We start from the raw sequence: 26,182 nt of genomic DNA on the forward strand, positions 1-26,182 counted from the left end.
TTTTATGACGCGCGTCCGGTCAGCGCCCCGCCATCTCGGTCTCGGGCTTGTTCTCGCGCATCAGGGTGACGAAGCGCTCGAACAGGTAGTGGCTGTCCTTCGGGCCGGGCGAGGCTTCCGGGTGGTGCTGCACGGAGAAGGCGGGCCGGTCGCTCAGCGTCAGGCCGCAATTCGAGCCGTCGAAGAGCGAGACGTGGGTCTCGACCGCGTTTCCCGGCAGGGTTGCCGGGTCCACCGCGAAGCCGTGGTTCATCGAGACGATCTCGACCTTGCCGGTGGTCTTGTCCTTCACCGGATGGTTCGCCCCGTGATGGCCCTGCGCCATCTTGACGGTGCGCCCGCCGAGGGCGAGGCCCATGAGCTGGTGGCCGAGGCAGATGCCGAAGGTCGGCACCCGCTCGTCGAGGAGCTTGCGGATCACCGGCACGGCGTAGGTGCCGGTGGCGGCCGGGTCGCCGGGACCGTTCGAGAGGAAGACGCCGTCGGGCTTGAGCGCGAGGATCTCCTCGGCGCTGGTGGTGGCCGGCACCACGGTGACGTCGCAGCCGGCCTCCGCCAGCAGCCGCAGGATGTTGCGCTTCACCCCGTAATCGATCGCGACGACGCGGAAGCCCTGGCCGAGCTCGCGCTTGCCGTAGCCGCCCTGCACCGCCCAGACCGTCTCGGTCCAGAAGGAGGTCTCGCGGCTCGTCACCGGCGGCACGAGGTCGAGGCCCTCCATCGGGGCGAGGGCGGCGGCCTGCGCCTTCAGCGCCTCCCGGTCGAATTGCCCTTCCGGGTCGTTGGCGATCACCGCGTTCGGCATGCCGTTGTCGCGGATGCGGGCGGTGAGCGCGCGGGTGTCGACGCCCGTGATGCCGACGATGCCGCGGGCCCGCAGCCACGCGTCGAGATGGCTCGACGAGCGCCAGCTCGAAGGCTGCGTCACGGCGGAGGCGATCACGACGCCGCGCACGCCAGAGGCCGGCGCCGCGTCGAGGCTCTCCAGATCCTCGTCGTTGGTGCCGACATTGCCGATATGCGGGAAGGTGAAGGTGACGATCTGCCCCGCATAGGACGGGTCCGTCAGGATCTCCTGGTAGCCCGTCATGGCGGTGTTGAAGCAGACCTCGCCCTCGGCGACGCCGGTCTGGCCGATGCCGAAGCCTTCGAGGATCGTGCCGTCGGCGAGCACGAGGAGGGCGGTGGCCAGGGGCTCGGCCCAGGGCTCGGGCGCGGGGCTCGAATGCGCGGGCGCGCCATCGTCTTGCAGCATCGGCGTGATCTCGCTTATGTCCGGCCGACCCGAGGCCGGGAGGCGGCCCTGCGCGTTCGGGTGGCGTGATATCTCGGGCGCTCTTAGCGAGCGGCCCGCGTCAGGGTCAATGTGGCCCCGGCGGGCCGGCGGCTCAACCGCCGGGAATCGCAGGCCACCCAACAGCTTTTCGAATTGGAGAGACCGATGTCCCTGCGCGAGCGCCTGACCGCGGAGATGAAGGAGGCCATGAAGGCCGGCGAGAAGGCGAAGCTCGCCACGGTGCGGATGATCCAGGCGGCCATCAAGGACCGCGACATCGAGGCCCGCGGCGCCGGCAAGGGCCAGGCGACCGAGGACGAGGTGCTGGCGCTCCTGCAGAAGATGATCAAGCAGCGCAACGAATCGGCCGGCGTCTACGACCAGGGCGGCCGCCCCGAACTCGCCGGGAACGAGCGCGCCGAGGCGGCGATCATCGCGACCTTCCTGCCCCAGCAGATGGACGAGGCCGAGACGAAGGCCGCGATCGAGGCCGCCATCGCCGAGACGGGCGCCGCCGGCGCGAAGGACATGGGCAAGGTCATCGGCGCCCTGAAGGGGAAGTACGCCGGGCGCATGGACTTCGCGAAGGCGAGCGGGCTGGTGAAGGATGCGCTCAACGCCAAGGCGTGAATCACGGGCATGATCGGCAGGGTGCTGGGACTCAGCCAATGCGATCCGATAAGGTGTCCGGCTCGTCAAACCGGACCTGAGCGTGCGCTACCCGCCACACCTCCTCGATGAGATCCGCGCCCGCCTGCCGGCCTCCGACGTGATCGGCCGGCGCGTGCGCCTGAAGAAGGCCGGCCGCGAGTGGCGCGGGCTCTCGCCCTTCAATTCTGAGAAGACGCCGTCCTTCTACGTGAACGACCAGAAGCAGTTCTATCATTGCTTCTCGTCGGGCAAGCACGGCGACGTCTTCACCTTCCTGATGGAGACGGAAGGGCTGAGCTTCCCCGAAGCGGTCGAGCGCTTGGCCGGCGAGGCCGGGGTCGCGCTGCCGGCGCCGACCGAGAATGCCCGCGAGATGGAGACGCGGCGGCGCGGGGCGATCGAGGTGATGGAGCTCGCCGCCGCCTATTACGAGGAGCAGCTGCGCGCGCCCGCCGCCGCCCAGGCCCGGGCCTACCTCGACAAGAGGGGCCTCGGCTCGGAGATCCGCGCCCGCTTCCGCCTCGGCTATGCGGGCTCGGAACGCTACGGCCTGCGCGACTTCCTCGCGGGCAAGGACGTGCCGAAGGACCTCATGGCCGAGCTCGGCCTGCTCTACGCGGGCGAGGACGTCGCCGTCCCCTACGACCGCTTCCGCGACCGGATCATGTTCCCGATCGCGGATGTGCGCGGCCGCGTCATCGCCTTCGGCGGCCGCGCGATGCAGGCCGACGCCAAGGCGAAGTACCTGAACTCGCCGGAGACGCCGCTCTTCCACAAGGGGCAGGGGCTCTACAACCTGCACCAGGCCCGCAAGGCGGCCCACGAGCGCGGCACGATCGTCGCCGTCGAGGGCTACGTCGACGTCATCGCCATGACGATGGCGGGCCACGCCAACACGGTGGCGCCCCTCGGGACGGCGCTGACCGAGGAGCAGCTCGGGCTGCTCTGGCGGCAGGCGGACGAGCCGATCCTCTGCTTCGACGGCGACAAGGCCGGCCAGCGCGCCGCCTTCCGGGCGCTCGACGTGGCGCTGCCGATGCTGGAGCCCGGCAAGTCCCTGCGCTTCGCCCTTCTGCCGGAGGGGCAGGATCCGGACGATCTCCTGCGCTCGGGCGGTGCCTCCGCGATCGACCGGGTGCTGGAGGCGGCCAAGCCCCTCGTCGAGGTGCTCTGGGCCCGCGCGGTCGAGGCCGGCCCCACCGACACGCCGGAGCGCCGAGCCGGCCTCGCCAAGGGCCTGCGCGAGATGATCGCGATCATCCGCGACGAGACCGTCCGGAGATACTATCGCGACGAGATCGAGGAGCGGCTGCGGGCGCTCTCCCCGCGCGCCGCCCAAGCCCGTCCGGGCTTCCAGCAGGGCGGGCGCGCGAACGGCTTCCAGCGCCGCGGCGGGCGACCCGGCGACCCGCCGGCCTCGCCCCGGCTCACCGCGGCCCCGAGCGCACTGCTGGCGCGATCCTCGGGCTTCGCGGGGGGCGGGAACTTCCGAGAGGCGATGATCGTCGGCAGCCTCGTCGCCCATCCGGAACTCCTCGGTCTCAACGTCGAGGAATTGGCCGAACTCGAATTCGAGGATGCCGACGCGGTCACGCTGCGCTCCTTCCTCCTCGACCGCGCGGCCGAGGCGGCGGAGGCGGATGCCTCCCTCGTCGAGAGCCAGCTCACGCGCGCCGGCCTCGAGGAAGCGGTCGAGCGGCTCGCGTTCCGAGTCCGTCCCGGCGACCGATGGGCCCTCGATCCGCACGCCGATCCCGTGCGTCTCGAAGACGCATTGCGTCAGGCTATGATCTTGCACCGCAAGGCGGGAGCGCTACATAGCGAACTCCGCCAGGCTGAGCGGGCGCTGGTCGAAGAGGAAACCGAGGCCAATTTTGCGTGGCTCTGCGATGTCAAGGCACGCTTGGCCGTGGTGGCCGGAGCGGAGGCCGAGACGGATGTGCCGGAGACGACCGACTCGACCGCGCCGTAAAGCTGGTGCAAAGGCGTCGGAGCGACGCTCCGCCGCCGCATAGTTAACAATCGGTCAAGCGTCTTGCTTGCATACCGGATTGAGGATCGAAGCGGCCGGGTCGCGAACCGGTCGCGGTTCACGCGCATTGCGGCGTCGATGGCGCGGAGCGGCCCGAAAGCTCCCGCATCGCACCGCCACGAAAACAATAGGCTGATCATGGCGACGAAGGCAACTGAACGGGACGAGACGGACGCCGCTCCGGCGGAACAGACCGACGGGCCGCTCCTCGACCTGACGGATGCCTCGGTAAAGCGGATGGTGAAGCTCGCGAAGAAGCGCGGCTACGTCACCTACGAGGAAGTCAACGAGGTCCTGCCGGACGGTCAGTCGGATCCCGACCAGATCGAGGACGTGCTCGCCCAGCTCTCGGAGATGGGCATCAACGTCGTCGAGGCGGAGGAGACCGACGAGGCGGCGACAGAGCGGCCCGCCAACGGCGAGGCCGCCGAGGACGAGGAGGGCGCCGAGGGCACGGAAGTGGCCGAGGTCTCGCCTGCGCGCGCCGTCGCCGTGCGCTCGGAGACCACCAAGGAGCCGACCGACCGCACGGACGATCCCGTCCGCATGTACCTGCGCGAGATGGGCTCGGTCGAGCTCCTCTCCCGCGAGGGCGAGATCGCGATCGCCAAGCGCATCGAGGCCGGCCGCGAAGCGATGATCGCGGGCCTCTGCGAGAGCCCGCTCACGTTCCAGGCGATCATCATCTGGCGCGACGAGCTCGTCGACGGAAAGGTTCTGCTGCGCGACATCATCGATCTCGAGGCGACCTACGCGGGTCCCGACGGGAAGAACGCGCCCCAGATCGCCGAGGGCGAGGAGAGCGAGGAGAGCGAGCCGGCCGCGGCGCCCGAGGGCGGCGACGACGAAGACGACATGGAGAACAACGTCTCGCTCGCCGCGATGGAGGCCGAGATCAAGCCGCGCGTCCTCGAGACGTTCGACGCGATCGCCGACAATTACCGCAAGCTTCGCAAGCTCCAGAACGAGCAGGCCGCCCGGAAGGCGTCCGGCGAGGGCTCGACGGCCTCCCAGGGATCGAAGCTCTCCGAGCTGAAGGACGTCGTCGTCGCGGACGTGAAGTCGCTCTCGCTCAACAACAACCGCATCGAGGCGCTCGTCGAGCAGCTCTACGACATCAACAAGCGCCTCATCTCCCACGAGGGGCGGCTGATGCGCTACGCCGAGAGCCACGGCGTCGCCCGCGACGAGTTCCTGCGCCACTACCAGGGTTGGGAGCTCGACCCGAACTGGATGGAGCGGGTCGGCACGCTCGGCGGCAAGGGCTGGAAGAACCTCGTCGAGAAGGGCGGGCGGCAGGTCGGGGACCTGCGCGAGCAGATCCTGACGCTGGCCTCGGAGACAGGGCTGGAGATCGGCGAGTACCGCAAGATCGTCAACATGGTCCAGAAGGGCGAGCGCGAAGCCCGTCAGGCCAAGAAGGAGATGATCGAGGCCAACCTCCGCCTCGTGATCTCGATCGCCAAGAAGTACACCAACCGCGGCCTGCAGTTCCTGGACCTGATCCAGGAGGGCAACATCGGCCTGATGAAGGCGGTCGACAAGTTCGAGTACCGCCGCGGCTACAAGTTCTCGACCTACGCCACGTGGTGGATCCGGCAGGCGATCACCCGTTCGATCGCCGATCAGGCCCGCACCATCCGCATCCCGGTGCACATGATCGAGACGATCAACAAGATCGTCCGCACCTCGCGCCAGATGCTGCACGAGATCGGCCGCGAGCCGACCCCGGAGGAGCTGGCCGAGAAGCTGGCGATGCCGCTGGAGAAGGTCCGCAAGGTCCTCAAGATCGCCAAGGAGCCGATCTCCCTCGAAACTCCGATCGGCGACGAGGAGGACAGCCACCTCGGCGACTTCATCGAGGACAAGAACGTCGTCCTGCCGATCGACGCGGCGATCCAGTCGAACCTGCGCGAGACCACGACGCGCGTCCTCGCCTCCCTAACGCCGCGCGAAGAGCGGGTGCTGCGCATGCGCTTCGGCATCGGCATGAACACCGATCACACCCTCGAGGAGGTCGGCCAGCAATTCTCGGTGACCCGCGAGCGCATCCGCCAGATCGAGGCGAAGGCCCTGCGCAAGCTCAAGCACCCGAGCCGGAGCCGGAAGCTCAGGAGCTTCCTCGACAACTGAGCGGAGACCGCGACGCGGCGCTCCTCTCCAGCAGATCTCGGGGCCACCCGAGATCTGCCGCCTTCCGGGCATCGGCGGGTCCGATCTCGGAAGCCGGAATTCTGCTTTCCCGATTCTATTTCTGGTTTCAGCCGCGCGTCGGTAATGTCCGTGCGCCGCGAGCGAATCCCTGCGCGGCCATTGTCGCCCGCGCGTCCCACCACCACCTTGGCCGTATGCTCGATTCTGGCTCCCGAAAGTCGCCGTCCTCGCCGACCGCCGAAGCCGATGGCTCGGAGGCCGAGGGCGTGCCGTTCGGCCATCTCCAGGATTGCGTCGGCCTGCGCGACTGGCTGCTCAGCGAGGGGACACGGACGCTCGCCGCCGACGATCTCCTCGCCGGCCTCGCCGAGCGCCTGAACGCGCTCGACGTGCCCGTCGACCGGGCGAGCACCGCCATCGACACGCTGCACTCGGAATATGCCGGCGTCGGCCGCACCTGGAGCCGCGAGGAGGGCGCGACCGTGCGCCTGTTCCCGCACGGGGAGGCCTCGGACAAGGCGTACCGGGCGAGCCCCTTCTACACCGTCCATGAGACCGGCGACTGGCTCATCCTCGACCTCGCGGAGACCGCGGACGACGCCTACTCGATCATCCCCGAGCTGAAGGCGGCGGGCTACCGCCACTATCTCGTGGCGCCGCTCATCTTCACGAACGGGGCCCGCAACGGCATCACCTTCGCGACCCGCTCCGTGGAGGGGTTCCGCGACGACCACATCGCGATCCTGCGCTTCGTGATGCCGACGCTCGCCGCCGTGATGGAGATGCGCCTCGTCAACAAGCAGCTCGACCACGTGCTGCGGATCTACGTGGGCGACGAGCCGCACCGGGCGATCCTCTCGGGCGCCATCCGCCGCGGTCACGTCCAGCGCATCCGCTCCGCGATCCTGTTCGCCGACATGCGCGACTACACGCAGATCTCCGCCGAGATGACGCCCGAGGAGGCGGTCGACCTCCTCAACATCTTCTTCGACTGCCTCGTGCCCGCGATCGAGCGGGAGGGCGGCGAGATCCTGAAATATCTGGGCGACGGGCTGCTCGCGATCTTCCGCGAGCCGGGCGACGACCTCGGCGGCGCCGCCCAGGGCGCGCTGACCGCGGCGCAGGCCGCGCTCGCGGCCCTCGACGAGGCGAACGGGCTCGGCCGCTTCGCGAATCCGGTGGCCGCGGGGATCGCGCTCCATCACGGCGAGGCCGCCTACGGCAATGTCGGCTCCGGCGCGCGCCTCGACTTCACGGTGATCGGCCGCGACGTGAACCTCGCGAGCCGGCTCGCCCGGCTCAACCGGACGCTCGGCGAGCCGCTCCTCATGTCGAAGCCCTTCGTCGACTTCCTGTGGGGCGATCCGGAGCCCCTCGGCATCCACAGCCTGGACGGCTTCCCCGAGCCGATGGCGGTCTTCCGCCCCGCCGCCAAGCCCGCCGCCTGCCTGAAGCGGGCTTGACCCGGGGCGGCCGAGCGTCCAAATCTCAGGTGTTCCAGGGAGATCCCCGGCAAGGGGCTGAGAAACCGATGGGCCGTCCTCGCGAGGACGGCGGCGCGGAAATCCTTCGAACCTGATCCGGCTCATACCGGCGTAGGGATTGGACCGCGGGTTTCCGACAAGGGCCCGGTTGCTTCCGAGAGAAGCTGAAGGACACCAATCTCTGCGGGCCATCGCGGAGGGGAATCCTTGGCATCCGTGCCGATCTCACCCATCGGACTGCGCCGAGCCGGGCAGGGGCCTGCGGCGTCCGCCGGCCTGCCCGCGCGCGCCGACATCCTCGTCGTCGGCGGCGGCCTCATCGGCCTCTCGATCGCTTGGCGCCTCGCCGAGGCCGGCCGCTCGGTCACCGTGCTGGAGCGCGAAACCCTCGGCGCCGGGGCGAGCCTCGCCGCGACCGGCATGCTGGCGCCCGCCGCCGAGCACGAGCCCGGCTCGGACGCGCTGCTGCCGCTCGCCCTCGAGAGCCTGCGCCGCTGGCCGCACTTCCGCGACGCGCTGCAGGCGGCCTCCGGCCTGGAGATCGACTACCGGCAGGACGGCACGCTCGTCGTCGCCATCGGCCGGGACGAGGTGGAGCGCCTGCGCTTCCGCTACGACCTGCAGCGCCGCTCGGGCGTCGCCGCCGAGTGGCTGAGCGGTGCGGAGGTGCGTCGCCGCGAGCCGATGCTGCGCCCGACCGTGACGGCGGGCATCGCCTGCCCCCTCGACCATCAGGTCGACCCGAGGCTCGTGATGGCGGCCCTCGCCGCGGCCTGTGCGCGCGCGGGCGTCACGATAGGCGAGGGGATGCCCGTGACCGCCCTCGACTGGGCGGGCGGCCGCGTCGTCGGCGCCCGCACGGAGGCGGGGTGGATCACGGCCGAGACCGTGATCCTGGCGACCGGAGCCTGGAGCGGCGAGGGCGGCCTGCTGCCGGAGGCACTGGCGCTGCCGGTGCGCCCCCTCAAGGGGCAGTCGCTCGCGCTGCGCACCACGCGGCGCACGGGTACGCTCTCCGGGATGGTCTGGACCGAGCAGGTGCACCTTGCGCCCAAGAGCGACGGACATCTCATCGTCGGCGCGACGGTGGAGGATTGCGGCTTCCGCGCCGGCGTCACGGCGGGCGGCCTCTACGCGCTGCTCGAGGGCGCGCGCCGGGTGCTGCCGGGGGTCGAGGAGATGGAGGTCGAGGCGGTCTGGAGCGGCTACCGGCCGACCTCGGACGACGACGCCCCGATCATCGACGTGCTGGCGCCGGGCCTCGTCGCGGCGACGGGCCATCATCGCAACGGCTATCTCCTGAACCCGGCCACCGCCGACGCCGTGACGGCGCTCGTGCTCGACGGCGCGTTGCCCGATTACGCGCGGGCCTTCGGCCTCGGCCGGTTCCGGGACAGCCAGGGCATCAGGGCGACAGCATGAAGCTCACCGTCAACGGACAGCCCCGCGAGAGCGAGGCCGCCGACATCGAGGCCCTGTTCCGCTTCGAGGCCGAGGAGACCGGCATCGAGAGCCCGCAGGGCATCGCCATCGCGCTGAACGGCCGCGTCGTGCGCCGCAAGGACTGGGCGGAGACGCCCATCCGGGAGGGCGACCGCGTCGAGATCGTGCGCGCCATGCAGGGAGGCTGACACATGACACCATCCGACACCGTGACGCCGCTGCGCCCGTCCGAGGAGGACAGGCTCGTCATCGCGGGCGTGAGCCTCGGCTCGCGCCTCCTCATCGGCACGGCGGGGTATCCGACCCAGGCGATCATGCGCGAGGCGGTGGCCGCCTCGGGCGCCGAGATCGTCACGGCCTCGATCCGCCGCGTCTCCCTCCAGGGCCACGGGTCCGATACCGTTCGCATCCTCAAGGATTACCGCTTCCTGCCGAACACAGCGGGTTGCGAGACGGCGCGCGACGCGATCATGACGGCGGAGCTCGCCCGCGAGGCCCTCGACACGAACTGGATCAAGGTCGAGGTCATCGGCGACCGCGAGACCCTCTACCCGGACGTCGCGGAGCTGATCGAAGCCTGCCGCCACCTCGTCGACGACGGCTACGTCGTGCTGCCCTATTGCAACGACGATCCGGTCGTCTGCCAGCGCCTGCAGGATATCGGCTGCGCCGCCGTGATGCCCATGGGCTCGCTGATCGGCTCCGGCATGGGCGTGGCGAACCCAGCCAATATCGAACTCATCTGCCGCCGCGCCAGCGTGCCCGTCATCGTCGATGCCGGCATCGGCACGGCGTCCGACGCGGTGGTCGCGATGGAGCTCGGAGCCTCGGCCTGCCTCATCAACACGGCAGTGGCCAAGGCCGACGATCCGGTCCGGATGGCCCGCGCCATGCGCCACGCCGTCGAGGCCGGCCGCTTCGCCCATCTCGCCGGCCGCATCCCGCGGCGGGGCCGCGCCGACCCGTCGAGCCCGCAGCTCGGCCTCGTCGGCTCGTGAGAAAGCTGCCGTCGCCGCTCCTCGTCGTCACGGATCGGCACGGCCACACGCGCAGCCTCGTCGAGACCGTGGGCCGGATCCTCACGGGCGGCGGAAGCTCGTTCTGGCTGCGGGACGGAGATCTCGAACCGGCCGAGCGGCGGCGCCTCGCCTCGGATCTCCTCGCTCTCATCCGGCACGCCGGCGGCACCCTCGTGATCGGCCGCGACGCGCGGCTCGCGGCCGCGATCGGGGCGGATGGCGTTCACCTGCCCGGCGGCTCGACACCGGAGGACGTCGCGGCGGCCCGGCGCCTCCTGCCTGACGAGGCCCTGGTCGGAATCTCGGCCCACGCTCCGGCGGAGATCGCAGGGCTCGCCGCGGCCGGGATCGACTACGCGACGCTGAGCCCGGTCTTCGAGACCGCGAGCAAGCCGGGCTACGGCCCCGCCCTCGGCCCCGCCGGAATCGCGGCCGCAGCGGGACACGGCGTCCCGGTGCTCGCGCTCGGCGGCGTCACGCCGCGCGAGGCGGCCCTCTGTCGGGCCGCGGGCGCAGCCGGCCTCGCGGTGATGGGCGGCCTGATGCGCTCCGACGATCCGGCAGCCGAGGCGCGAACCCTGATCGCATCCTGGGAAGCGCGGGCCGAGACGGTGTCGGCCCGCTGATCACCGGACCCCGGCGCTACCGCGCCGCCGGCCCGTAGGGCGGCCTCGGGATCGCGCGGTGGGCTGCCCGCAATGCTGCGGACCAGCGCTCGCGCAGGTCGTGGAAGTAGGGCTCGCCCGCCTCGATCCGGTGGCTCACCTCGAGGTCGAGGGCGTTGCGCCGCGCGACCGCCACGTCGATCGGCAGGCCGACGCCGAGATTCGAGCGCATGGTCGAGTCCATCGAGACGAGGCTCACCTTCAGCGCGTCGTAGAGGTCCGTCGCGTACGTGACGGCGCGGTCGAGGATCGGCTTGCCGTATTTGTGCTCGCCGATCTGCAGGAACGGCGCGTCGCCGCTGCACTCTATGAAATTGCCCGCCGAGTAGATCAGGAACAGCCGCATCGGCTCGGCGCCGATCTGGCCGCCGAACAGGAAGGAGACCTCGAAGCGGAGGTTGGCGGCGGCGAAGCCCTCCCGCTCGATTGCGCGCACATGCCGGATCGCGCGGCCGACGAGCTGGGCGGCCTGGAACATGGTCGGCGCCTCGATGAAGCGCATCGGCCCCTCGCCCTCCTCATCCGCCGGCACGCCCTCGGCGAGCAGGCTGAGCACCGATTGCGTCACCGACAGGTTGCCGGCCGAGGCGAGCATCATCACGCGCTCGCCCGGCACGTTGAAGTGATGCAGCTTGCGATAGGTGGAGATGTCGTCGAGCCCCGCATTGGTGCGGGTATCGGCGATCATCACGAGCCCGTGCTCCACGAGGACCCCGACGCAGTAGGTCATGGCTTGGTACTTCCCTGAACGTCGTCCGCGACGCCGCCCGGATCAGGATTGGGTTGCCGCCTGTGCTTGCTCCACTCGGAGGCGCACGTCCAGCGTCTCGGTGCCGCCGCCGGTCCGGCTGCCCCGGATCGGGGCCGCACCGAGATAGTCGAGCCCGGTGGCGACCCGGATATAGCCCTCCGTCGTGCCGATGGCGTTGGAGGGGTCGAAGCCGACCCAGCCGAGATCCGGGACGAGGGCCTCCGCCCAGGCATGGCCCGCCTTCTGGTCCACCTCGCCGTCGTCGCGCCGGAAGTAGCCGGAGACGTAGCGCGTCGGGATCTCCAGGTGCCGCGCCGCCGCGATGAAGACGTGGGCGAGATCCTGGCAGACGCCCTTGCCGGCCGCGAAGGATCGCGCCGCATCGGTGCTCGCGCTCGCCGGGCCGGCCTCGAACGCCATCGCATCGCAGACCGCGCCGAGAACGCGGTGCAGGCAGGGCAGCACGGCCGGGTCGCCCGCGCCCGCGGCGCGCCGGGCGAGATCCTGGATCTCGTCGCTCGGCGCGGTGAGGTCCGTCTCGCGCAGGTAGAACGGGTCGGGAAGGCGCTCGACGGCGCCGCGCACGATGCCGTGCGTCTCGTTGGTATCGACCTCCCCGGTCACGCGGATCACCAGGGCGTCGGCCGGCTCGTCCGGCGAGAACCAGTGGACGATGTTGCCGAACCCGTCCTCCCGCTCGGTCAGGTGGCCGTCGATCGAGGGCTCGATCCGCCAGCGGCGGACGTATTGCCCATCATGGTCGCGGGGCGTCAGCCGCAAGACCTGGATCAGGCCGCGGGCCGGTTGCTCGTAGCTGTAGATGGTCTCGTGGACGACGCGGATGCGCATGCGGAACGTTCTACCCGTGTTGCCCGGTGTCAGACCAGATACTGCTCGGTGATGGCTGCGCCGACGCGGTTGTTCTCGCCGATGAAGACGGTGACGAACTCGTGCAGGCCCGAGGTGAAGATGCGGTCGATGTCCTCGCTCTCCAGGCGCGCCAGCAGGTTGCCGGCGAGCCGCTGGCTGGCGCCGCGCCGCCCATAGGCATCGGCCATGAGATCGAGATGCTCCACGATCATGCCGTAGCAATTGGCGAAGGAGCGCGGCATCTGCCGGTTGAGGATGAGGAGATCGGCCACGAGCAGCGGCTTGATGCTCTCCCGGTAGACCCAGTGATAGGCGTTGAAGGCCGAAACCTCGCGCAGGATCGTGGTCCACTGGAAATAGTCGAGGCTGCCGCCGACCTTCTCGTGGGCGGGCAGCAGGATCTGGTACTTCACGTCGAGGATGCGGGCGGTGTTGTCGGCGCGCTCCAGGCCGGTGCCGAGGCGGGTGAACCAGTAGGCGTCGTTGCGCAGCATCGTCCGGTAGGCCGAGCCGTCGAAGGTCAGCGAGATGCCCTTTACCCAGTCGAGGAAGCGCGAGAAATCCTCGCGGTTGAGGTCGCGGCCCTCGTAGTTCCGCAATTCGAGCCACGCCCCGTTGATCGTGTCCCACATCTCGGTGGTGAGGGCCGTGCGCACGCTGCGAGCGTTCTCCCGCGCCATCTCGATGCAGGAGCGGATCGAGGAGGGGTTGTGCGGGCTGAAGGCGAGGAAGTTGCTCACCGTATCGGCGTTGATGCCGTCGTAGAGCGGCTTGAACACCTCGGTGTCGCCCGCGGAGGCGAGGGCGGAGGCCCACTCGTTCGTCTCGCCGCCGCCATAGCTCGTCGGAAGCGAGGCGAGGCGGTGTGCCGCGTCGAGGATGCGGGCGACGAACTCGGCGCGCTCGACGTAGCGCGAGAGCCAGTAGAGGTTGTCGGCGGTGCGGGAGAGCATGGTCGTTTCGCTGGCGATCAATCTGGGGCGCGGAAGGTGATGCTTTTCCAGGCAGGCAGACCTGCCTAAGAAATTGGCAGGTTCAGCCGTCGAGAACCCAGGTGTCCTTCGTCCCCCCGCCCTGGCTGGAATTGACCACGAGCGAGCCCTCCTTCAGCGCGACGCGCGTCAGGCCGCCCGGCACGATGCGGATCTCGTCGGCGCCGCAGAGCACGAAAGGCCGCAGATCCACGTGCCGGGGCGCGACGCCGGAGGCCACGAAGGTCGGGCAGGTCGAGAGCGAGAGGGTGGGCTGCGCGATGAAGCCGTCCGGCGCGTGCCGCAGGCGGCGGCCGAACTCCTCGATCTCGCGCTTCGTCGCGTGGGGGCCGACCAGCATGCCGTAGCCGCCCGACCCGTTGACCTCCTTCACCACGAGTTCGTGCAGGTGGTCCATGACGTAGGCGAAGGCGTCCTTCTCGCGGCAGCGATAGGTCGGCACGTTGTGCAGGATCGGCTCCTCGCCGGTGAAGAACCGCACGATCTCCGGCATGTAGCTGTAGACCGCCTTGTCGTCGGAGATGCCGGTGCCGACCGCGTTGGCAAGCGTCACGGTCCCGCGCTCGTAGGCGTTCATGAGGCCGGGCACGCCGAGCACCGAGTCGGGACGGAACACGAGCGGATCGAGGAAATCGTCGTCGAGGCGCCGGTAGATCACGTCGACCCGGCGCGGACCCTCGGTCGTGCGCATGTAGACCGTGTCGTCCTTGGTGAAGAGGTCGGACGCCTCGACGAGCTCGACGCCGAGTTTGTCGGCCAGGAACGAGTGCTCGTAGAAAGCCGAGTTGTAGCGTCCGGGCGTCAGCAGCACGACGGTCGGGTCGCGCGTCGCGGTGGTGGGCGCGAGGCTGCGCAGCGTCGCGAGGAGCGCATCGGGATAGTTCTCCACCGGCGCGACCCGGTGCCTGGAGAACAGGTCCGGGAAGAGCCGAAGCATCACCTCGCGGTTCTCGAGCATGTAGGAGACGCCCGACGGCGTGCGGGCATTGTCCTCCAGAACGAAGAAGTCGTTCTCGCCGGTGCGCACGATGTCGATGCCGGCGATGTGGACGTAGAGGTCGTGCGGGACTTTGAAGGACCGCATCTCCATCCGGTAATGCGCGTTCCGGTAGACGAGGTCGGCCGGGATGATGCCGGCCTTCAGGCATTCCTGCGCGCCGTAGATGTCGTTGAGGAAGGCGTTGATCGCGGTCACGCGCTGCTTGAGGCCGCGCTCCAGGAAGCCCCATTCGGGCTTCGTCAGCACGCGGGGGATGATGTCGAAGGGGATGAGCCTCTCGGTCGATTCGTTGTCCCCGTAGACCGCGAACGTGATGCCGATGCGCCGGAACAGGAGCTCCGCCTGGCTTCGGCGCGTGTTGAACTGCTCGGGCGGCGTGGCGTCGAGCCAGGTCTTGAGCTGACTGTAGGCCTCCCGGATCGCAGCCGGGCTGCCCTCCAGACCGCTCATCTCATCGAACGCGACGCGTGCCATTGTCCGCCTCCCTGACCTGTCACGCTAGAGGCAAGAGGCGCGCCACGCAAAGGGAAAGGCACTAACGGAAGTGGAGATCGAAAGACAATCACCCGTATGTCAGGGTGACGCCGCGTCTGGAATGGAGAGTCGTGGAGTTATGCCGCAGAAATCGGGGCCTTGCCGCTGCCATGACAGCGCTCTATTGCGGAACGATTGATAAAGCCAAGCTCGCCAGTGCCGCGGACGGCGTCGGCTCCCGCGCATGCGGCGCGATCAGATCAGCTTCAGACCTCTCAGGCTGGCGTGCCCCTCGCGCCCGACGATGATGTGATCGTGAACCACGATCTTGAGCGGATCAAGCGCGCCGATGATCTCCCGCGTCATCTTCACGTCGGTCGCGGAGGGCGTGGGATCACCAGACGGATGGTTGTGGGCGAGGATGACGGCGGTCGCCGAAAGTTCGAGGGCGCGCCTGGCCACCTCGCGGGGATAGACGGGGGTGTGGTCGACCGTGCCGCGCCCTTGCACCTCGTCCGCGATCAGGTGGTTGCGCTTGTCGAGGAACAGGATCCGGAACTGTTCGCGCGCGGAGAAGGCCATCGTGGCGCGGCAGTAATCGAGGACCGCGCTCCAGGAGGAGAGGAGGGGGCGCTCGGCGAGTGCGCCGCGGGCGAGGCGATGGCCGGCCGCCTCCATCAGCTTGAGATCGGCGATGATGGCGGGTCCGATGCCGTCGATCTCGGCAAGCCGCGCGGGCTCCGCGCTGATCACCTCGGCGAAGCTGCCGAAGCGGCGGATCAGTGCCTTGGCAAGCGGCTTCACGTCGCGGCGCGGGATGGCGCGGTAGAGCGCGAGTTCCAGAAGCTCGTAATCCGGCAACGCGTCGGCGCCCGATTGCGCGAAGCGGGCGCGCAGGCGGTCCCGGTGCCCGAGATAGTGCGGGGCGGCCTCTTGGCCCGGCGCCGGGCCGCGCGCGTCCTCCAGCGTCTCGGACGAAGCGCGGCCCACGGGGCCTCAGGCGATGGGCTGGGCGGGCTGGTGCAGGCCCGGCTGAAGCAGACCCGGTTGATGCAACCCTTTTGGCGACACGGTGAAGATCTCGACGCCCGTCTCCGTCACCGCCACGGTGTGCTCGAACTGGGCCGAGAGCGAGCGGTCGCGGGTGACCGCGGTCCAGCCGTCGGAGAGCACCTTCACGGCCGGGCGCCCGAGATTGATCATCGGCTCGACCGTGAAGAACTGGCCGGCCTTGAGCGGCACGTCGTAGCTCGGCTCGACATAGTGCAGGATCGTCGGCGCGTCGTGGTAGGTCCGGCCGAGGCCGTGGCCGCAGAAATCGCGCACCACCGAGCAGCGCTCGGCTTCGGCGTAGGCCTGGATCGCCCGGCCGATATCGTTCGTCGAGCCGCCGGGCTTGATCGCCGCGATGCCGCGCATCAGCGCCTCGTAGGTGATCTCGCACAGGCGCTGCGCCTTGCGCGGCACCTCGCCGACATAGGCCATCCGGCTCGAATCGCCGTGCCAGCCGTCGAGGATGAGACAGATGTCGAGGTTGACGATGTCGCCCTCGCGCAGGGGCTTGTCGTTCGGGATGCCGTGGCAGACCACGTGGTTGATCGAGGTGCAGATCGACTTCGGGTAGCCCCGGTAGAACAGCGACGCGGGATAGGCCCCGTGGTCCATCGCGAATTCGTAGGCGAGATGGTCGAGATGCTCCGTGGTCACGCCCGGTTGCGTCGCCTCCATCAGCAGGTCGAGGGCCTCCGCCGTGAGGCGGCCGGCCCGGCGCATCCCTTCGAAATCCTCGGCGGCGTGGATCGGCGGCTCCGGGGCGCGCCGGGAGCCCTGCGCGGCGACTTGGTCTTGCTGGGTCATCGAGGGAACGTCTTGCGGGAGGCTGCGGCGGATACCCTATGTACGGTCTGCGCGCGGCGACGCCAACCCGGGCCCGTGCAGGGGCGGAGCGCGGCGCTTTCCCCTAGGATTGCGCGCCCGGAGAGGCTAGAGGCATGGCCGTCCCGGTCGCGCGGCGCTTCGGGGCGCGAGATTCGTCGACGGACAAGGCCCGGCCCCGAGCGGGGCCGGCGCAGGGCAGGACGGCGCGATGGCTGACAAGGCGGTACCGCACTTCCACAACGATCTCGGCGTGGGCACGATCGAGGTCGGCTCGCGGGAGTTCATGTGCATCGGGGCGCTGCCGCCGTTCGACCATCCGCACGTCTTCCTCGACATGGGCGCCGACCACGAGATCATCTGCCAGTATTGCTCGACGCTCTACCGCTACCGGCCGAGCTTGCGGGCCGGGCAGGCGGACCCTGCGGCCTGCGTCTGGGACGACCGGGCGAGGGCGGCAGCCGAGTAGGCGGCGCCCGCACCCCGGTGAGCCTCGACATCGCCATCGTCGGTGCCGGCATCGGCGGTCTCACGGCGGCGCTGGCCCTGAGCGAGGCCGGCCACGCCGTCACCCTGGTCGAGCGGCGCACCGGCTTCAGCGAGGTCGGCGCGGGCCTCCAGCTCTCCCCGAATGCCAGCCGCATCCTGATCGGCCTCGGCCTCGGCGCGCCCCTGCGGCGGGCGGCCTGCGAGCCGCCGGGGGTGACGGTGCGCGCGCTGCGGACCGGCCGGACGATCGGTTCCGTCCGGCTCGGCGCCCGGGTGCGCGAGCGCTACGGCGCGCCCTACTACGTGATCCACCGGGCCGACCTGCAGACCCTGCTGCTCGACGCGGCGCGCTCGCGGGCGGGCATCCGCCTCCTCGTCGGGCGCGAGGTGGCGGGCCTCGCGGAGACCGACCGGGCCGCCACCCTGACGCTCGAGAGCGTCGCCGGCGGCCGGAGCGAGACCCTCAGCGCCGACCTCGTCGTCGGCGCGGACGGCCTGCGCTCGCGCATCCGCGGCCACCTCGACACCAAGCCGCTCATGCCCGGCGGCATGGCCGCATGGCGCGCCGTGGTGCCGCGGGAGGCGGCGCCTGGGGCGCTCCAGGGTGCCGAGACCGGGCTCTGGCTCGGGCCGGGGCGCCACGTCGTGCATTACCCGATCCTCGGCGGCGAGCGGCTCAACATCGTGGCCATCGTGCCGGAGCGGCAGGGCGACGAGGATTGGGGGCGCCTCGGCGAGCCGGCGGTGCTCCGCGCGCATTTCCGCGACGCCGCCCCTCAGATCGCCGAGCTTCTCGGCCTGCCGGATTCCTGGCTGGTCTGGTCCCTGGTGGAGCGGTCCGTGGCGCGCCCGATGGCACGCGGCCGCGTCGCGCTCCTCGGCGACGCCGCACACCCGGTCCTGCCCTTCCTGGCCCAGGGCGCGGCGCTCGCCATCGAGGATGCGGCGGTGCTCGCCGCCTGCCTGGCCGCAGGCTCGGTCCCGGAGGCGCTCGTCGCCTACGAGGGGGCGCGGGCCGAGAGGGCGCGCCGGGTGCAGCGCACGGCCCGCGGCAACGGCCGCAGCTACCATGCCGGCCGTGTCGTCGGCGCCGCGCGCGACCTCGTCATGCGCCGCCTCGGACCCGACGGGATGCGCGACCGCTACGCATGGCTCTACGGCTGGCGGCCCGAACCCGCCGCTTGATCTGCCGCGCGCCTGCGGCTACCGCAGGCCCCGCGCGGACGTGGCGGAATCGGTAGACGCACGAGACTTAAAATCTTGCGGCCGCATGGCCGTGCGGGTTCGAGTCCCGCCGTCCGCACCATCGGTCCCGGCCCTCACTCCTTCGGCTCCGTCCCGAGCGGCGTCGGCATCTGCTCGGTGCAGACGACCGGCTTGCCCGACAGGTCCGTCCAGATCACCTCGCGGCCCTTGCCGCGCAGCTCGCGCCGTCCGTCCCCGTAGCGGAAGCCCGATCCGCTCTCCTGTGCCTGCAGGGTCACCGGCTCGCCGCCCGCCGGGCGGACCACCGCCGGCCGCCCCGGCTCGGAATTCAGGAATTCCACCGTCAGCAGGGCGTCCTTCGGGCAGGTGAACATCACGCGCCGGGTCGCTGCGGTCTCCGCCTGAACGGCCTCGGTCAGGGCCTCCTCGGCGGGTTTGGGAGGCTTCGAATCCTGCGCCGCGACCGGCGGGGAGGCGATCCCGAGGAAGAGCGCCGCGAGGCAGGGGGAGAGGCGTCCGCAGGCCGGCATCATGCATCCTCTTCCCGCGATCGGCGTCGACCGCGCCATCAGGACAGGAGATCACCCCAGGGGGCGTGCGCGTGCAAGCCGAGGGCGAGGCCGGTGCGGTATCAAACCTGCAAGCGACCTCTTGAGGCCGTGATCGGACGCACGGCCAAACGTTCACAGGATCGCGCGCCTGCCTTGTGTAAACGTTTACATCGGCGCTGGCCGGGCGTAGAACCGTTCTCAAACGGGAGGTGCTGCGGCACCTTCACCGAGGCAAGACGGAAGGACGAGGAATGACCGAGATGCATCCCGAGGTCGCCGCCGTCACCGACCGCGTGATCGAGCGGTCGCGGGGGACGCGCCGCGCCTATCTCGACCTGATCGAGCGCGAGCGGGAAGCCGGCGTCCACCGCCCGATGCTCGCCTGCGGCAACCTCGCCCACGGCTTCGCCGCGGCCGGCGAGGACAAGGCCGCGATCCGCTCCGGGCGGGCGATGAACATCGGCATCGTCACCGCCTACAACGACATGCTCTCCGCGCATCAGCCCTACGGGCGCTATCCGGACCAGATCAAGGTCTTCGCCCGGGAGCGCGGCGCCACCGCCCAGGTGGCGGGCGGCACGCCGGCCATGTGCGACGGGGTCACGCAAGGTCAGCGCGGCATGGAATTGTCCCTGTTCTCGCGGGACATCATCGCCCTCTCGACGGCGGTGGGCCTGAGCCACGGCATGTTCGACGGCACGGCCCTGCTCGGCATCTGCGACAAGATCGTGCCGGGTCTCCTCATCGGCGCGCTGCGCTTCGGCCACCTGCCGACGATCCTGATCCCGGCCGGGCCGATGCCCTCCGGCCTCGCCAACAAGGAGAAGCAGCGCATCCGCCAGCTCTACGCGGAGGGCAAGGTCGGCCGCGAGGAACTGCTCGAATCGGAGGCCGCCTCCTATCACGGGGCCGGCACCTGCACCTTCTACGGCACGGCCAATTCCAACCAGATGATGATGGACGTGATGGGCCTGCACATGCCGGGCGCCTCCTTCATCAACCCGGGCACGAAGCTGCGCCAGGCCGTGACGCGGGCGGCGATCCACCGCCTCACCGAGATCGGGGCGGAGGGCAACGATTATCGCCCCCTCGGGCGCTGCGTCGACGAGAAGGCGATCGTCAACGCGGTGGTGGGGCTCCTCGCGACCGGCGGGTCCACGAACCACGCGATCCACCTGCCGGCCATCGCGCGCGCCGCCGGCATCGTCCTCGACTGGGAGGATTTCGACCGGCTCTCGGCCGTGGTGCCGCTGATCGCCCGGGTCTACCCGAACGGATCGGGCGACGTGAACCATTTCCACGCGGCCGGCGGCATGAGCTTCGTGATCGCGAGCCTCCTCGACGCGGGTCTCCTGCACGGCGACATCCTCACCGTCGCGGGCGCCTCCCTGCGCGACCACGCCCGCGACCCGAAGCTCGACGGCGAGGATCTCCGCTACGAGGATGCGCCCGCGCAGAGCTTCGACGACACCATGCTGCGCCGCCCGGCCGAAGCCTTCCAGCCGGATGGCGGGATGCGGCTCGTGAAGGGCAATCTCGGCCGCGCCACGTTCAAGACCAGCGCCGTCGAGGAACAGCGCCGCACGATCGAGGCGCCCGCCCGTGTCTTCTCCGACCAGGACGAGGTGCTGAAGGCGTTCAAGGCGGGCGAGCTGGAGCGCGACGTCGTCGTCGTCGTGCGCTTCCAGGGGCCGCAGGCGAACGGCATGCCGGAACTGCACAAGCTCACCCCGCCGCTCGGCGTGCTGCAGGATCGCGGGCACAAGGTCGCGCTCGTCACCGACGGGCGGATGTCGGGCGCCTCCGGCAAGGTCCCGGCCGCGATCCATCTCAGCCCCGAGGCGATCGGCGGCGGGCCGATCGGGAAGATCCGCGACGGCGACATCGTGCGCCTGAGCGGGCCGGAGGGGCGTCTCGACGTGCTCGTCGAGGAGGCGGAATTTTCCGCCCGCGCGGCCGCCTCGCCTCCGCCGTCCGCGACCGGCACCGGCCGCGAGCTCTTCGCCTTCATGCGCCACGGCGCGGACGGCGCGGAACAGGGCGGCTCGGCCATGCTCGCCGCCGCCGGCCTCTGACACGCACCGTTCTCGATCCTGAGAGGAAGCTGCCGATGACCGACATCGACGCCCTGATGCGCTCGGTTCCCGTGATCCCCGTGCTCGTCGTGGAGGAGGCGCGCCATGCCGAGCCGATCGCCGAGGCGCTGGTCGGCGGCGGCCTGACCGCGCTGGAGGTCACCCTCCGCACGCCCGCCGCCCTCGACGTGATCCGCGCCATGTCGCGGGTCGAGGGCGCGGTGGTCGGGGCCGGCACGGTGCTGAACGCGCGCGACCTCGACGCGGCGATCGAGGCGGGCGCGCGGTTCATCGTCAGCCCAGGGCTGACCGCGCCCCTGACGGAAGCGGCCCTCGACCGCGGCATCCCCTATCTTCCCGGCGTCGCGAACGCCGCCGACATCATGCGCGGGCTCGATCACGGCCTCAGCCGGTTCAAGTTCTTCCCGGCGGAGGCCGCGGGCGGGATCAAGGCGCTGAAGGCGCTGGCCGGGCCTTTCGGGCAGGTGCGCTTCTGCCCGACCGGCGGCATCACCGAGGCGACGGCTCCCGAATGGCTCGCCCTGAAGCCCGTGCTCTGCGTCGGCGGAAGCTGGGTGGTGCCGGCCGGGGAACCGGACGTCGCCGCGATCCGCCGCGCCGCCGAGGCGGCCTCGCGCCTGCGCGCAGCCTGACGTCGGCGCGGCTCCGCGACGCGTCGGGAGCGGGGGCTACCGCGGTTCCTGGTGCTGGTGGAGGTAGATCGGGTCGAACCGCGCGACATCGGTGAGCCCGGCCCAATCCGGAATCGTCACCGTGCGGCCCCGCCACGTCAGCAGGCCGCGCCGCCGCAATTCCTGCAGCGTGCGGTTCACGTGGACGTTCGTCAGCCCGAGCATGTCGGCGACGTCGCTCTGGGTCACGGGCAGGGTGAAGCTGCGCGCCTCCGCATCCACCAGCCCGACGGCTCCGAGCCGGCTGTAGAGCTCGCAGATGAGATGTGCGAACCGCTCGAGCGCCGACATCCGGCCGATGCCGACGAGCCACTCGCGATGGATCGCGGCGTCGATGACGGTCGTCAGCCAGAGCAGGCGGGTCAGATGCGGCTGCGTCTCGGTGATCCGCTGAAGCTCGCCGTGCGGCGTGATGGCGACGCGGCAGGGCGAGAGCGCGGCTACCCCGTGATCCATCGTCTTCAACGTGAAGCTGTGAAGGTCGACGAAGTCGCCGGGCACGTCGATCGACGTGATCTGCCGGCGCCCGTCCGCGAGGATCCGGTAGCGCCCGGTCAACCCTTCGAGGATGAGCGTGCTGTGCCCGGGCCGGCTGCCCTGCTCGACGATGTCGGCGCGCGCCTCGACCGAGCGGGCTTGGCGCGCGATGTCGCGGAGGATGCGGACCTCCGCCTCGTCGAGCGCATCGAACCCCCTCAACTTGCGGACGAGAAGCTCACTCATGGCGCCAGTGTAGCGCGCCCGCTCTAGCTCGCCACCCTGACGGGGGCCGCTTCGCTCCCGCCGGGAACCCGGCGCTTACTGCGCCGGAATCGCCTGGCGCAGATCGTGCGGCACGAAGCGGCCGTCATTGGCGGCCTGCATGTCGAGGCGCCGGTCGTGATGCTCGTGCAGGGTGGAGCGGTGGCCGATCGAGACGATCGTGGTGCCGGGCAGGCGCTCCCGCAGCATGCGGTAGATGCCGGCCTCGCTCGCCTCGTCGAGGGCCGCGGTCGATTCGTCGAGGAACAGCCAGTCGGGCTTGGCGAGCACTGCCCGGGCGATCGCGAGGCGCTGCTGCTCGCCCCCCGACAGGCGCTGATCCCAGGCATCGACCTCGTCGAGGCGGTCGGCCAGTTGGGGGAGCTGCGCCGCCACCAGCGCATCGCGGATCTCGGCATCCGCGAACTGGTCCACGGTGCTCGGATACACGACGGCGCCGCGCAGGGTTCCCAGAGGCAGGTAGGGCCGCTGCGGCAGGAGCAGGGCCGACTGGTCCTTCGGCACGTCGACCCGGCCCTTGCCGAAGGGCCAGATGCCCGCGATCGCCCGGAACAGCGTCGACTTGCCGGAGCCCGAGGGGCCGGTCACCAGGGTGGCCGCGCCCTTGGCGATGGCGAGCTTCTCGGCGGCGACGATCTCGCGGCCGTCCGGTAGCGCCAGAGCGAGGTCCGAGGCGGTGACGTCCTGCTTCGTCTCGTTGCCCTGGACGAGGCCGTATCCGGAGCTCGACAGGGCCTCGGCCTTCGTCATCGCGCGCTTGAACGAGGCGAGACGGTTGGTGTTCGCCTTGTAGGCCGCGATCGTGACGTAGGAGTTGATGAAGAAGGACAGCGAGGATTGCACGCTGGAGAAGGCGTCGCCGGTCTGCTGGAACTGGCCGAGGGTGATCTTCTTGAGGAAGTAGGACGGCGCGGCGAGGATATAGGGGAAGACCACGCTCAGCTGGCTGTAGGAGAGCGTGAAGCTGCCGAGCTTGATCCGCCGGTAGATGATGCCGAGGTAGTTGTCGATGATCTCGCGGAAGAGGCCCCAGAGGCGCACGCTCTCGGCGCGCTCGCCGCGCAGCAGCGCGATCTGCTCCGAGTAGATGCGCGAGCGGGCAAGGGAGAAGCGGAAATCCGCCTCGACCTTCTCCTGGCGGAAATCGAGGCCGATGAGCGGGCGGCCGATCAGGTGGGTCAGCCAGGTGCCGATCACCGCGTAGCCGACGACGAGCCAGACGAGGAACCCCGGGACCACCGTGTCCGTGAAGGGCAGGACGAAGTCCCGCGACAGGCCCCAGAGGATCACCATGAAGGAGACGAGCGTCGCGGCCTGCGAGAGCAGCCGGATCGACAGCGTCGTCGTCTGCGAGATGAACAGGTTCACGTCCGACTGGATGCGCTGATCCGGGTTATCCGCGTGCTCGCCGGTGAAGGGGATGCGGTAATGCGTGCCCCCGTCGAGCCAGCGCTCGTAGAGGCTGCGGGTCAGCCAGGTCCGCCAGCGCAGGTGGAGGCTCGCATCGACGAAGGTGTCGAACATGCCGACGATCACCCAGATCGTGGCGAGCGGCCCGAACACCCAGATCAGCTGATACCAGAACACCTCCGCATTGTATTCCTGCAGGGCGTTGAACAGGTCTCGGAACCAGAAGTTGAGGCGCAATTGCAGCGCCACCTGTGCGAACGTGATGAAGATCGACAGGGCGACGAGCCGCTGGCCGACCTTGCCCTCGGTCCCCCCGAAGAACCGGAACGGGCCGATCTCGCGCGTCGGCTCGTTGCGCGAGGCGAAGTAGGGATCGGCGATGAGCGTGATCGCGCGGATCGGCTCGAGGTAGGAGATCCCGAGGACGATGGCGGCGAAGACCACCGCGCCCGTGGCGGCAAAGGCGGGCGGCAGGAGGGCCGCGAGCGTCGGCGGCAGGAGGCCCATGGCGGCGAGCGTCTTGCCGCCGGCCAGGAACAGGTAGCCGATGCCGTAGACCGAGACGAAGACCTTGAGATAGGCGGAGAGATTGCCGGAGGCGAGCAGGATGCCCGCCATCACGAAGCCGGCGAGCGAGACGTAGAGGGGCGGGGAGGGGACGCCCGGCGCCGCCAGCAGCACGAGGGCGAAGATCGCGGTGAGGGCGGCCTGAAGGCCGAGCCCGCTCCTGATTGCGGCCACGCTCATCTCCCATGATCGATGCCGGGCCGGCGCGTTGCGCGCGAGGACGGCCCGAGCCGGCAGTGACGGCGGCTCATGGCGAGATAGTGGCGTGGGGCGGCCCCTGTCCCGTGAATTTTTGGTCATGCGCGGCCCCGCGCGCCGCCCCTATCCCGTTGCGGGCCGGCCCCTTCTCGAGCCGGCTGCCCTCACGGCCAGTCCCAGTCCTCGAAGCCCGGCTCGCGGCAGCGGTACCCGACCGGACATTGCGGGTTGTCGCGGGTCGGCAGGAACCGGAGCTCGGCGATCTCGGTGAACTCGCAGAAGCTGCGGTCCCGCACGAGGCGCTCGGCGCCGCTGCCCGTGTTGAGCACGATCGCGCCCTCGGCCTTCACGAGGTTGATGACGTCGCCGCAGGTCATCCGGGGCGTCGCAGACCGGATCTGCCCGAACGCCGGCATCGTCGTCGCGATGCCGAGCATCAGGGCGAGGGCAGGGCGTCTCATCGGTGTCGGTCGGGCGCCTTGGGGCAGGATCGGGGCCGGAAGCATGGCAGTTTCCAGCCTCAGCGGGAAGGGGTCGCAGAAGGCCGCCGCGCGCTCGCCGCAATCTGAGGATTTAGGGGATTTCGAGAACGGCGAGATACCGCTTAAGATCTCGATTCGTCGGTCTAACCGGTGCGTGACGTGTGATATCTACTTCTGCGTGTCTATGAGTCTCCGGTATCGGAGGTCGCGGTCGTGACCGGACTTGATGAGCGAAGGTCAACCGGCTCGTGTGCCCGCGAGCCGGTCGAGCACCGGGGAGAGGGGCGTCGGGAGCGACGATCGGTCGCCGCAGGAGCGGCCCGATCGGCGGGGACGAAGCGGGGGGAGCCGAGATGGCGGCGGGAACCGATCCGGTCCTGACCGGGCCGGGTGGAGGCGTGGTCGGGGTCGCCGCGCACGACATCCGCGGGGGGTCGATGCGCTGGCTCGCGATGCTGCTCGTGCTCGCGGCCGGCTGGGGCGCCCTGTTCAGCTACAGCGTCCTCTTCCTCGCCGAGGATCTGCCCCTTCGCCAGACCGCGCCGCGCCCCTTGAGCGGGCCCATCCCCGTAGATTCCGCCACCTTCGCGATGCCGCCCGAGCTCATGCGCCCGTCCGGCCTGCCGCGGCCCGAGGCGCGAGCCCCCGAGGCCGCGCCGATGCCCGCCCCCCGCCTCGTGCTCGCCGGGACGAATAGCGGCGCGGTGCCGGAGGCGGCGGTCCCGCTCTCCGCCGCGCCGACCTCATCCCCGATCGAGCGTCCGGACTACATCGGCATCTGGGGACCGACCGGGGCCGCCTGCGGGGCGCGCTCGCGGCGCCGGGGCTATCTTCCGGCGACCATCACGGCGGACGGGGCCCGGGCCGGGCGCACGATCTGCAGCTTCTACGACCGCACACGCAGCGGCAATGCCTGGGTCATGGGAGCTGAGTGCAGCGACCGCGGACGCCGCTGGTCCTCGCAGGTCCGCCTCCACGTGGATGGCGACCGCCTGACCTGGTCGAGCGGGAAGGGCACCTCATCCTACCTGCGCTGCTCGCGACGGGCCGGATAGGCGGTCTTC

The 26,182-nt window shown here is 70.3% G+C and carries 24 protein-coding genes, 1 tRNA gene and 1 riboswitch; of the genes, 14 read left to right on the forward strand and 11 right to left on the reverse strand.

What is annotated here, in order from left to right; all coding sequences use genetic code 11:
* Positions 1-19: 19 nt before the first annotated feature.
* Entirely contained in the window at positions 20-1,255 is a 1,236-nt protein-coding gene (carA, locus tag J2X36_RS12865; RefSeq protein ID WP_310350166.1) for a glutamine-hydrolyzing carbamoyl-phosphate synthase small subunit, read from the reverse strand.
* Positions 1,256-1,441: 186 nt separating this feature from the next.
* On the opposite strand from carA, the gene J2X36_RS12870 reads away from it, so the two are divergent.
* From J2X36_RS12870 to J2X36_RS12905, 8 genes are all read left to right on the forward strand, one after another.
* Positions 1,442-1,906, forward strand: a complete 465-nt coding sequence (locus tag J2X36_RS12870; protein ID WP_132250152.1) for a GatB/YqeY domain-containing protein — start codon at positions 1,442-1,444, stop codon at positions 1,904-1,906.
* 82 nt (positions 1,907-1,988) lie between these two features.
* Positions 1,989-3,899: a DNA primase gene (gene dnaG, locus J2X36_RS12875; protein ID WP_310350169.1), complete on the forward strand. Its 1,911-nt coding sequence runs from the start codon at positions 1,989-1,991 to the stop codon at positions 3,897-3,899.
* A 198-nt stretch (positions 3,900-4,097) separates the two neighbouring features.
* A complete protein-coding gene (gene rpoD / locus J2X36_RS12880) occupies positions 4,098-6,092 on the forward strand; it encodes an RNA polymerase sigma factor RpoD (RefSeq protein WP_132250156.1) in 1,995 nt (664 codons plus the stop codon).
* A 215-nt stretch (positions 6,093-6,307) separates the two neighbouring features.
* Positions 6,308-7,576, forward strand: a complete 1,269-nt coding sequence (locus J2X36_RS12885; protein WP_310350173.1) for an adenylate/guanylate cyclase domain-containing protein — start codon at positions 6,308-6,310, stop codon at positions 7,574-7,576.
* 27 nt (positions 7,577-7,603) lie between these two features.
* A riboswitch (TPP riboswitch) is annotated at positions 7,604-7,733 on the forward strand.
* An 80-nt stretch (positions 7,734-7,813) separates the two neighbouring features.
* A complete protein-coding gene (thiO, locus tag J2X36_RS12890) occupies positions 7,814-9,019 on the forward strand; it encodes a glycine oxidase ThiO (protein ID WP_405029779.1) in 1,206 nt (401 codons plus the stop codon).
* Positions 9,016-9,228: a sulfur carrier protein ThiS gene (gene thiS / locus J2X36_RS12895; RefSeq protein WP_310350178.1), complete on the forward strand. Its 213-nt coding sequence runs from the start codon at positions 9,016-9,018 to the stop codon at positions 9,226-9,228. Before thiO ends, thiS begins: the two co-directional genes overlap by 4 nt.
* Positions 9,229-9,231: 3 nt before the next feature.
* Entirely contained in the window at positions 9,232-10,038 is an 807-nt protein-coding gene (locus J2X36_RS12900) for a thiazole synthase (RefSeq protein WP_132250164.1), read from the forward strand.
* Entirely contained in the window at positions 10,035-10,685 is a 651-nt protein-coding gene (locus J2X36_RS12905; RefSeq protein ID WP_310350180.1) for a thiamine phosphate synthase, read from the forward strand. The genes J2X36_RS12900 and J2X36_RS12905 overlap by 4 nt, the downstream gene beginning before the upstream one ends.
* A 16-nt stretch (positions 10,686-10,701) precedes the next feature.
* On the opposite strand, the gene J2X36_RS12910 is transcribed toward J2X36_RS12905, so the two are convergent.
* From J2X36_RS12910 to map, 6 genes are all read right to left on the reverse strand, one after another.
* A complete protein-coding gene (locus J2X36_RS12910) occupies positions 10,702-11,454 on the reverse strand; it encodes a peptidase (RefSeq protein WP_132250168.1) in 753 nt (250 codons plus the stop codon).
* A 42-nt stretch (positions 11,455-11,496) separates the two neighbouring features.
* Positions 11,497-12,324: a transglutaminase family protein gene (locus J2X36_RS12915; protein ID WP_132250170.1), complete on the reverse strand. Its 828-nt coding sequence runs from the start codon at positions 12,322-12,324 to the stop codon at positions 11,497-11,499.
* A gap of 29 nt (positions 12,325-12,353) precedes the next feature.
* Entirely contained in the window at positions 12,354-13,298 is a 945-nt protein-coding gene (locus J2X36_RS12920; RefSeq protein ID WP_132250172.1) for an alpha-E domain-containing protein, read from the reverse strand.
* Between the two features lie 82 nt (positions 13,299-13,380).
* Positions 13,381-14,811 carry a circularly permuted type 2 ATP-grasp protein gene (locus J2X36_RS12925; protein ID WP_132250174.1) on the reverse strand — a complete coding sequence of 477 codons (1,431 nt, stop codon included), beginning with the start codon at positions 14,809-14,811 and terminating at the stop codon, positions 13,381-13,383.
* A gap of 255 nt (positions 14,812-15,066) precedes the next feature.
* Positions 15,067-15,777: a DNA repair protein RadC gene (radC, locus tag J2X36_RS12930; RefSeq protein ID WP_310350338.1), complete on the reverse strand. Its 711-nt coding sequence runs from the start codon at positions 15,775-15,777 to the stop codon at positions 15,067-15,069.
* Between the two features lie 30 nt (positions 15,778-15,807).
* On the reverse strand, positions 15,808-16,668 hold the full coding sequence (map, locus tag J2X36_RS12935; protein ID WP_310350183.1) for a type I methionyl aminopeptidase: 861 nt from the start codon (positions 16,666-16,668) through the stop codon (positions 15,808-15,810).
* 229 nt (positions 16,669-16,897) lie between these two features.
* Between map and J2X36_RS12940 the strand changes: the two genes are divergently transcribed.
* The 3 genes from J2X36_RS12940 to J2X36_RS12950 all read left to right on the forward strand — a co-directional run bounded on the left by J2X36_RS12940 (position 16,898) and on the right by J2X36_RS12950 (position 18,481).
* Entirely contained in the window at positions 16,898-17,155 is a 258-nt protein-coding gene (locus J2X36_RS12940; RefSeq protein ID WP_132250179.1) for a zinc-finger domain-containing protein, read from the forward strand.
* Positions 17,156-17,172: 17 nt separating this feature from the next.
* The gene (locus J2X36_RS12945; protein ID WP_310350185.1) at positions 17,173-18,360 is read left to right on the forward strand and encodes an FAD-dependent oxidoreductase; all 1,188 of its coding nucleotides are present in this window, start codon (positions 17,173-17,175) and stop codon (positions 18,358-18,360) included.
* Between the two features lie 34 nt (positions 18,361-18,394).
* A tRNA-Leu gene (locus J2X36_RS12950) sits at positions 18,395-18,481 on the forward strand.
* A gap of 13 nt (positions 18,482-18,494) precedes the next feature.
* Here the strand turns inward: J2X36_RS12950 and J2X36_RS12955 are convergent.
* Entirely contained in the window at positions 18,495-18,914 is a 420-nt protein-coding gene (locus J2X36_RS12955; RefSeq protein WP_310350187.1) for an MliC family protein, read from the reverse strand.
* Between the two features lie 269 nt (positions 18,915-19,183).
* On the opposite strand from J2X36_RS12955, the gene edd reads away from it, so the two are divergent.
* Positions 19,184-21,007 (forward strand): phosphogluconate dehydratase, encoded by a 1,824-nt coding sequence (gene edd, locus J2X36_RS12960; RefSeq protein ID WP_310350189.1) that lies wholly within the window; start codon positions 19,184-19,186, stop codon positions 21,005-21,007.
* Between the two features lie 35 nt (positions 21,008-21,042).
* Entirely contained in the window at positions 21,043-21,660 is a 618-nt protein-coding gene (eda, locus tag J2X36_RS12965) for a bifunctional 4-hydroxy-2-oxoglutarate aldolase/2-dehydro-3-deoxy-phosphogluconate aldolase (RefSeq protein ID WP_310350191.1), read from the forward strand.
* Between the two features lie 36 nt (positions 21,661-21,696).
* On the opposite strand, the gene J2X36_RS12970 is transcribed toward eda, so the two are convergent.
* The 3 genes from J2X36_RS12970 to J2X36_RS12980 all read right to left on the reverse strand — a co-directional run bounded on the left by J2X36_RS12970 (position 21,697) and on the right by J2X36_RS12980 (position 25,142).
* On the reverse strand, positions 21,697-22,422 hold the full coding sequence (locus tag J2X36_RS12970; RefSeq protein WP_310350192.1) for a Crp/Fnr family transcriptional regulator: 726 nt from the start codon (positions 22,420-22,422) through the stop codon (positions 21,697-21,699).
* A 75-nt stretch (positions 22,423-22,497) separates the two neighbouring features.
* The gene (locus J2X36_RS12975; RefSeq protein ID WP_132250233.1) at positions 22,498-24,612 is read right to left on the reverse strand and encodes an ABC transporter ATP-binding protein/permease; all 2,115 of its coding nucleotides are present in this window, start codon (positions 24,610-24,612) and stop codon (positions 22,498-22,500) included.
* A gap of 188 nt (positions 24,613-24,800) precedes the next feature.
* The gene (locus J2X36_RS12980) at positions 24,801-25,142 is read right to left on the reverse strand and encodes a hypothetical protein (protein ID WP_405029780.1); all 342 of its coding nucleotides are present in this window, start codon (positions 25,140-25,142) and stop codon (positions 24,801-24,803) included.
* Between the two features lie 329 nt (positions 25,143-25,471).
* Between J2X36_RS12980 and J2X36_RS12985 the strand changes: the two genes are divergently transcribed.
* Positions 25,472-26,173 carry a peptidase inhibitor family I36 protein gene (locus J2X36_RS12985; protein WP_310350195.1) on the forward strand — a complete coding sequence of 234 codons (702 nt, stop codon included), beginning with the start codon at positions 25,472-25,474 and terminating at the stop codon, positions 26,171-26,173.
* Positions 26,174-26,182: the final 9 nt, after the last annotated feature.

The sequence above is a fragment of the Methylobacterium sp. BE186 genome, from assembly GCF_031457035.1.
GTDB classification, from domain to species: domain Bacteria; phylum Pseudomonadota; class Alphaproteobacteria; order Rhizobiales; family Beijerinckiaceae; genus Methylobacterium; species Methylobacterium segetis.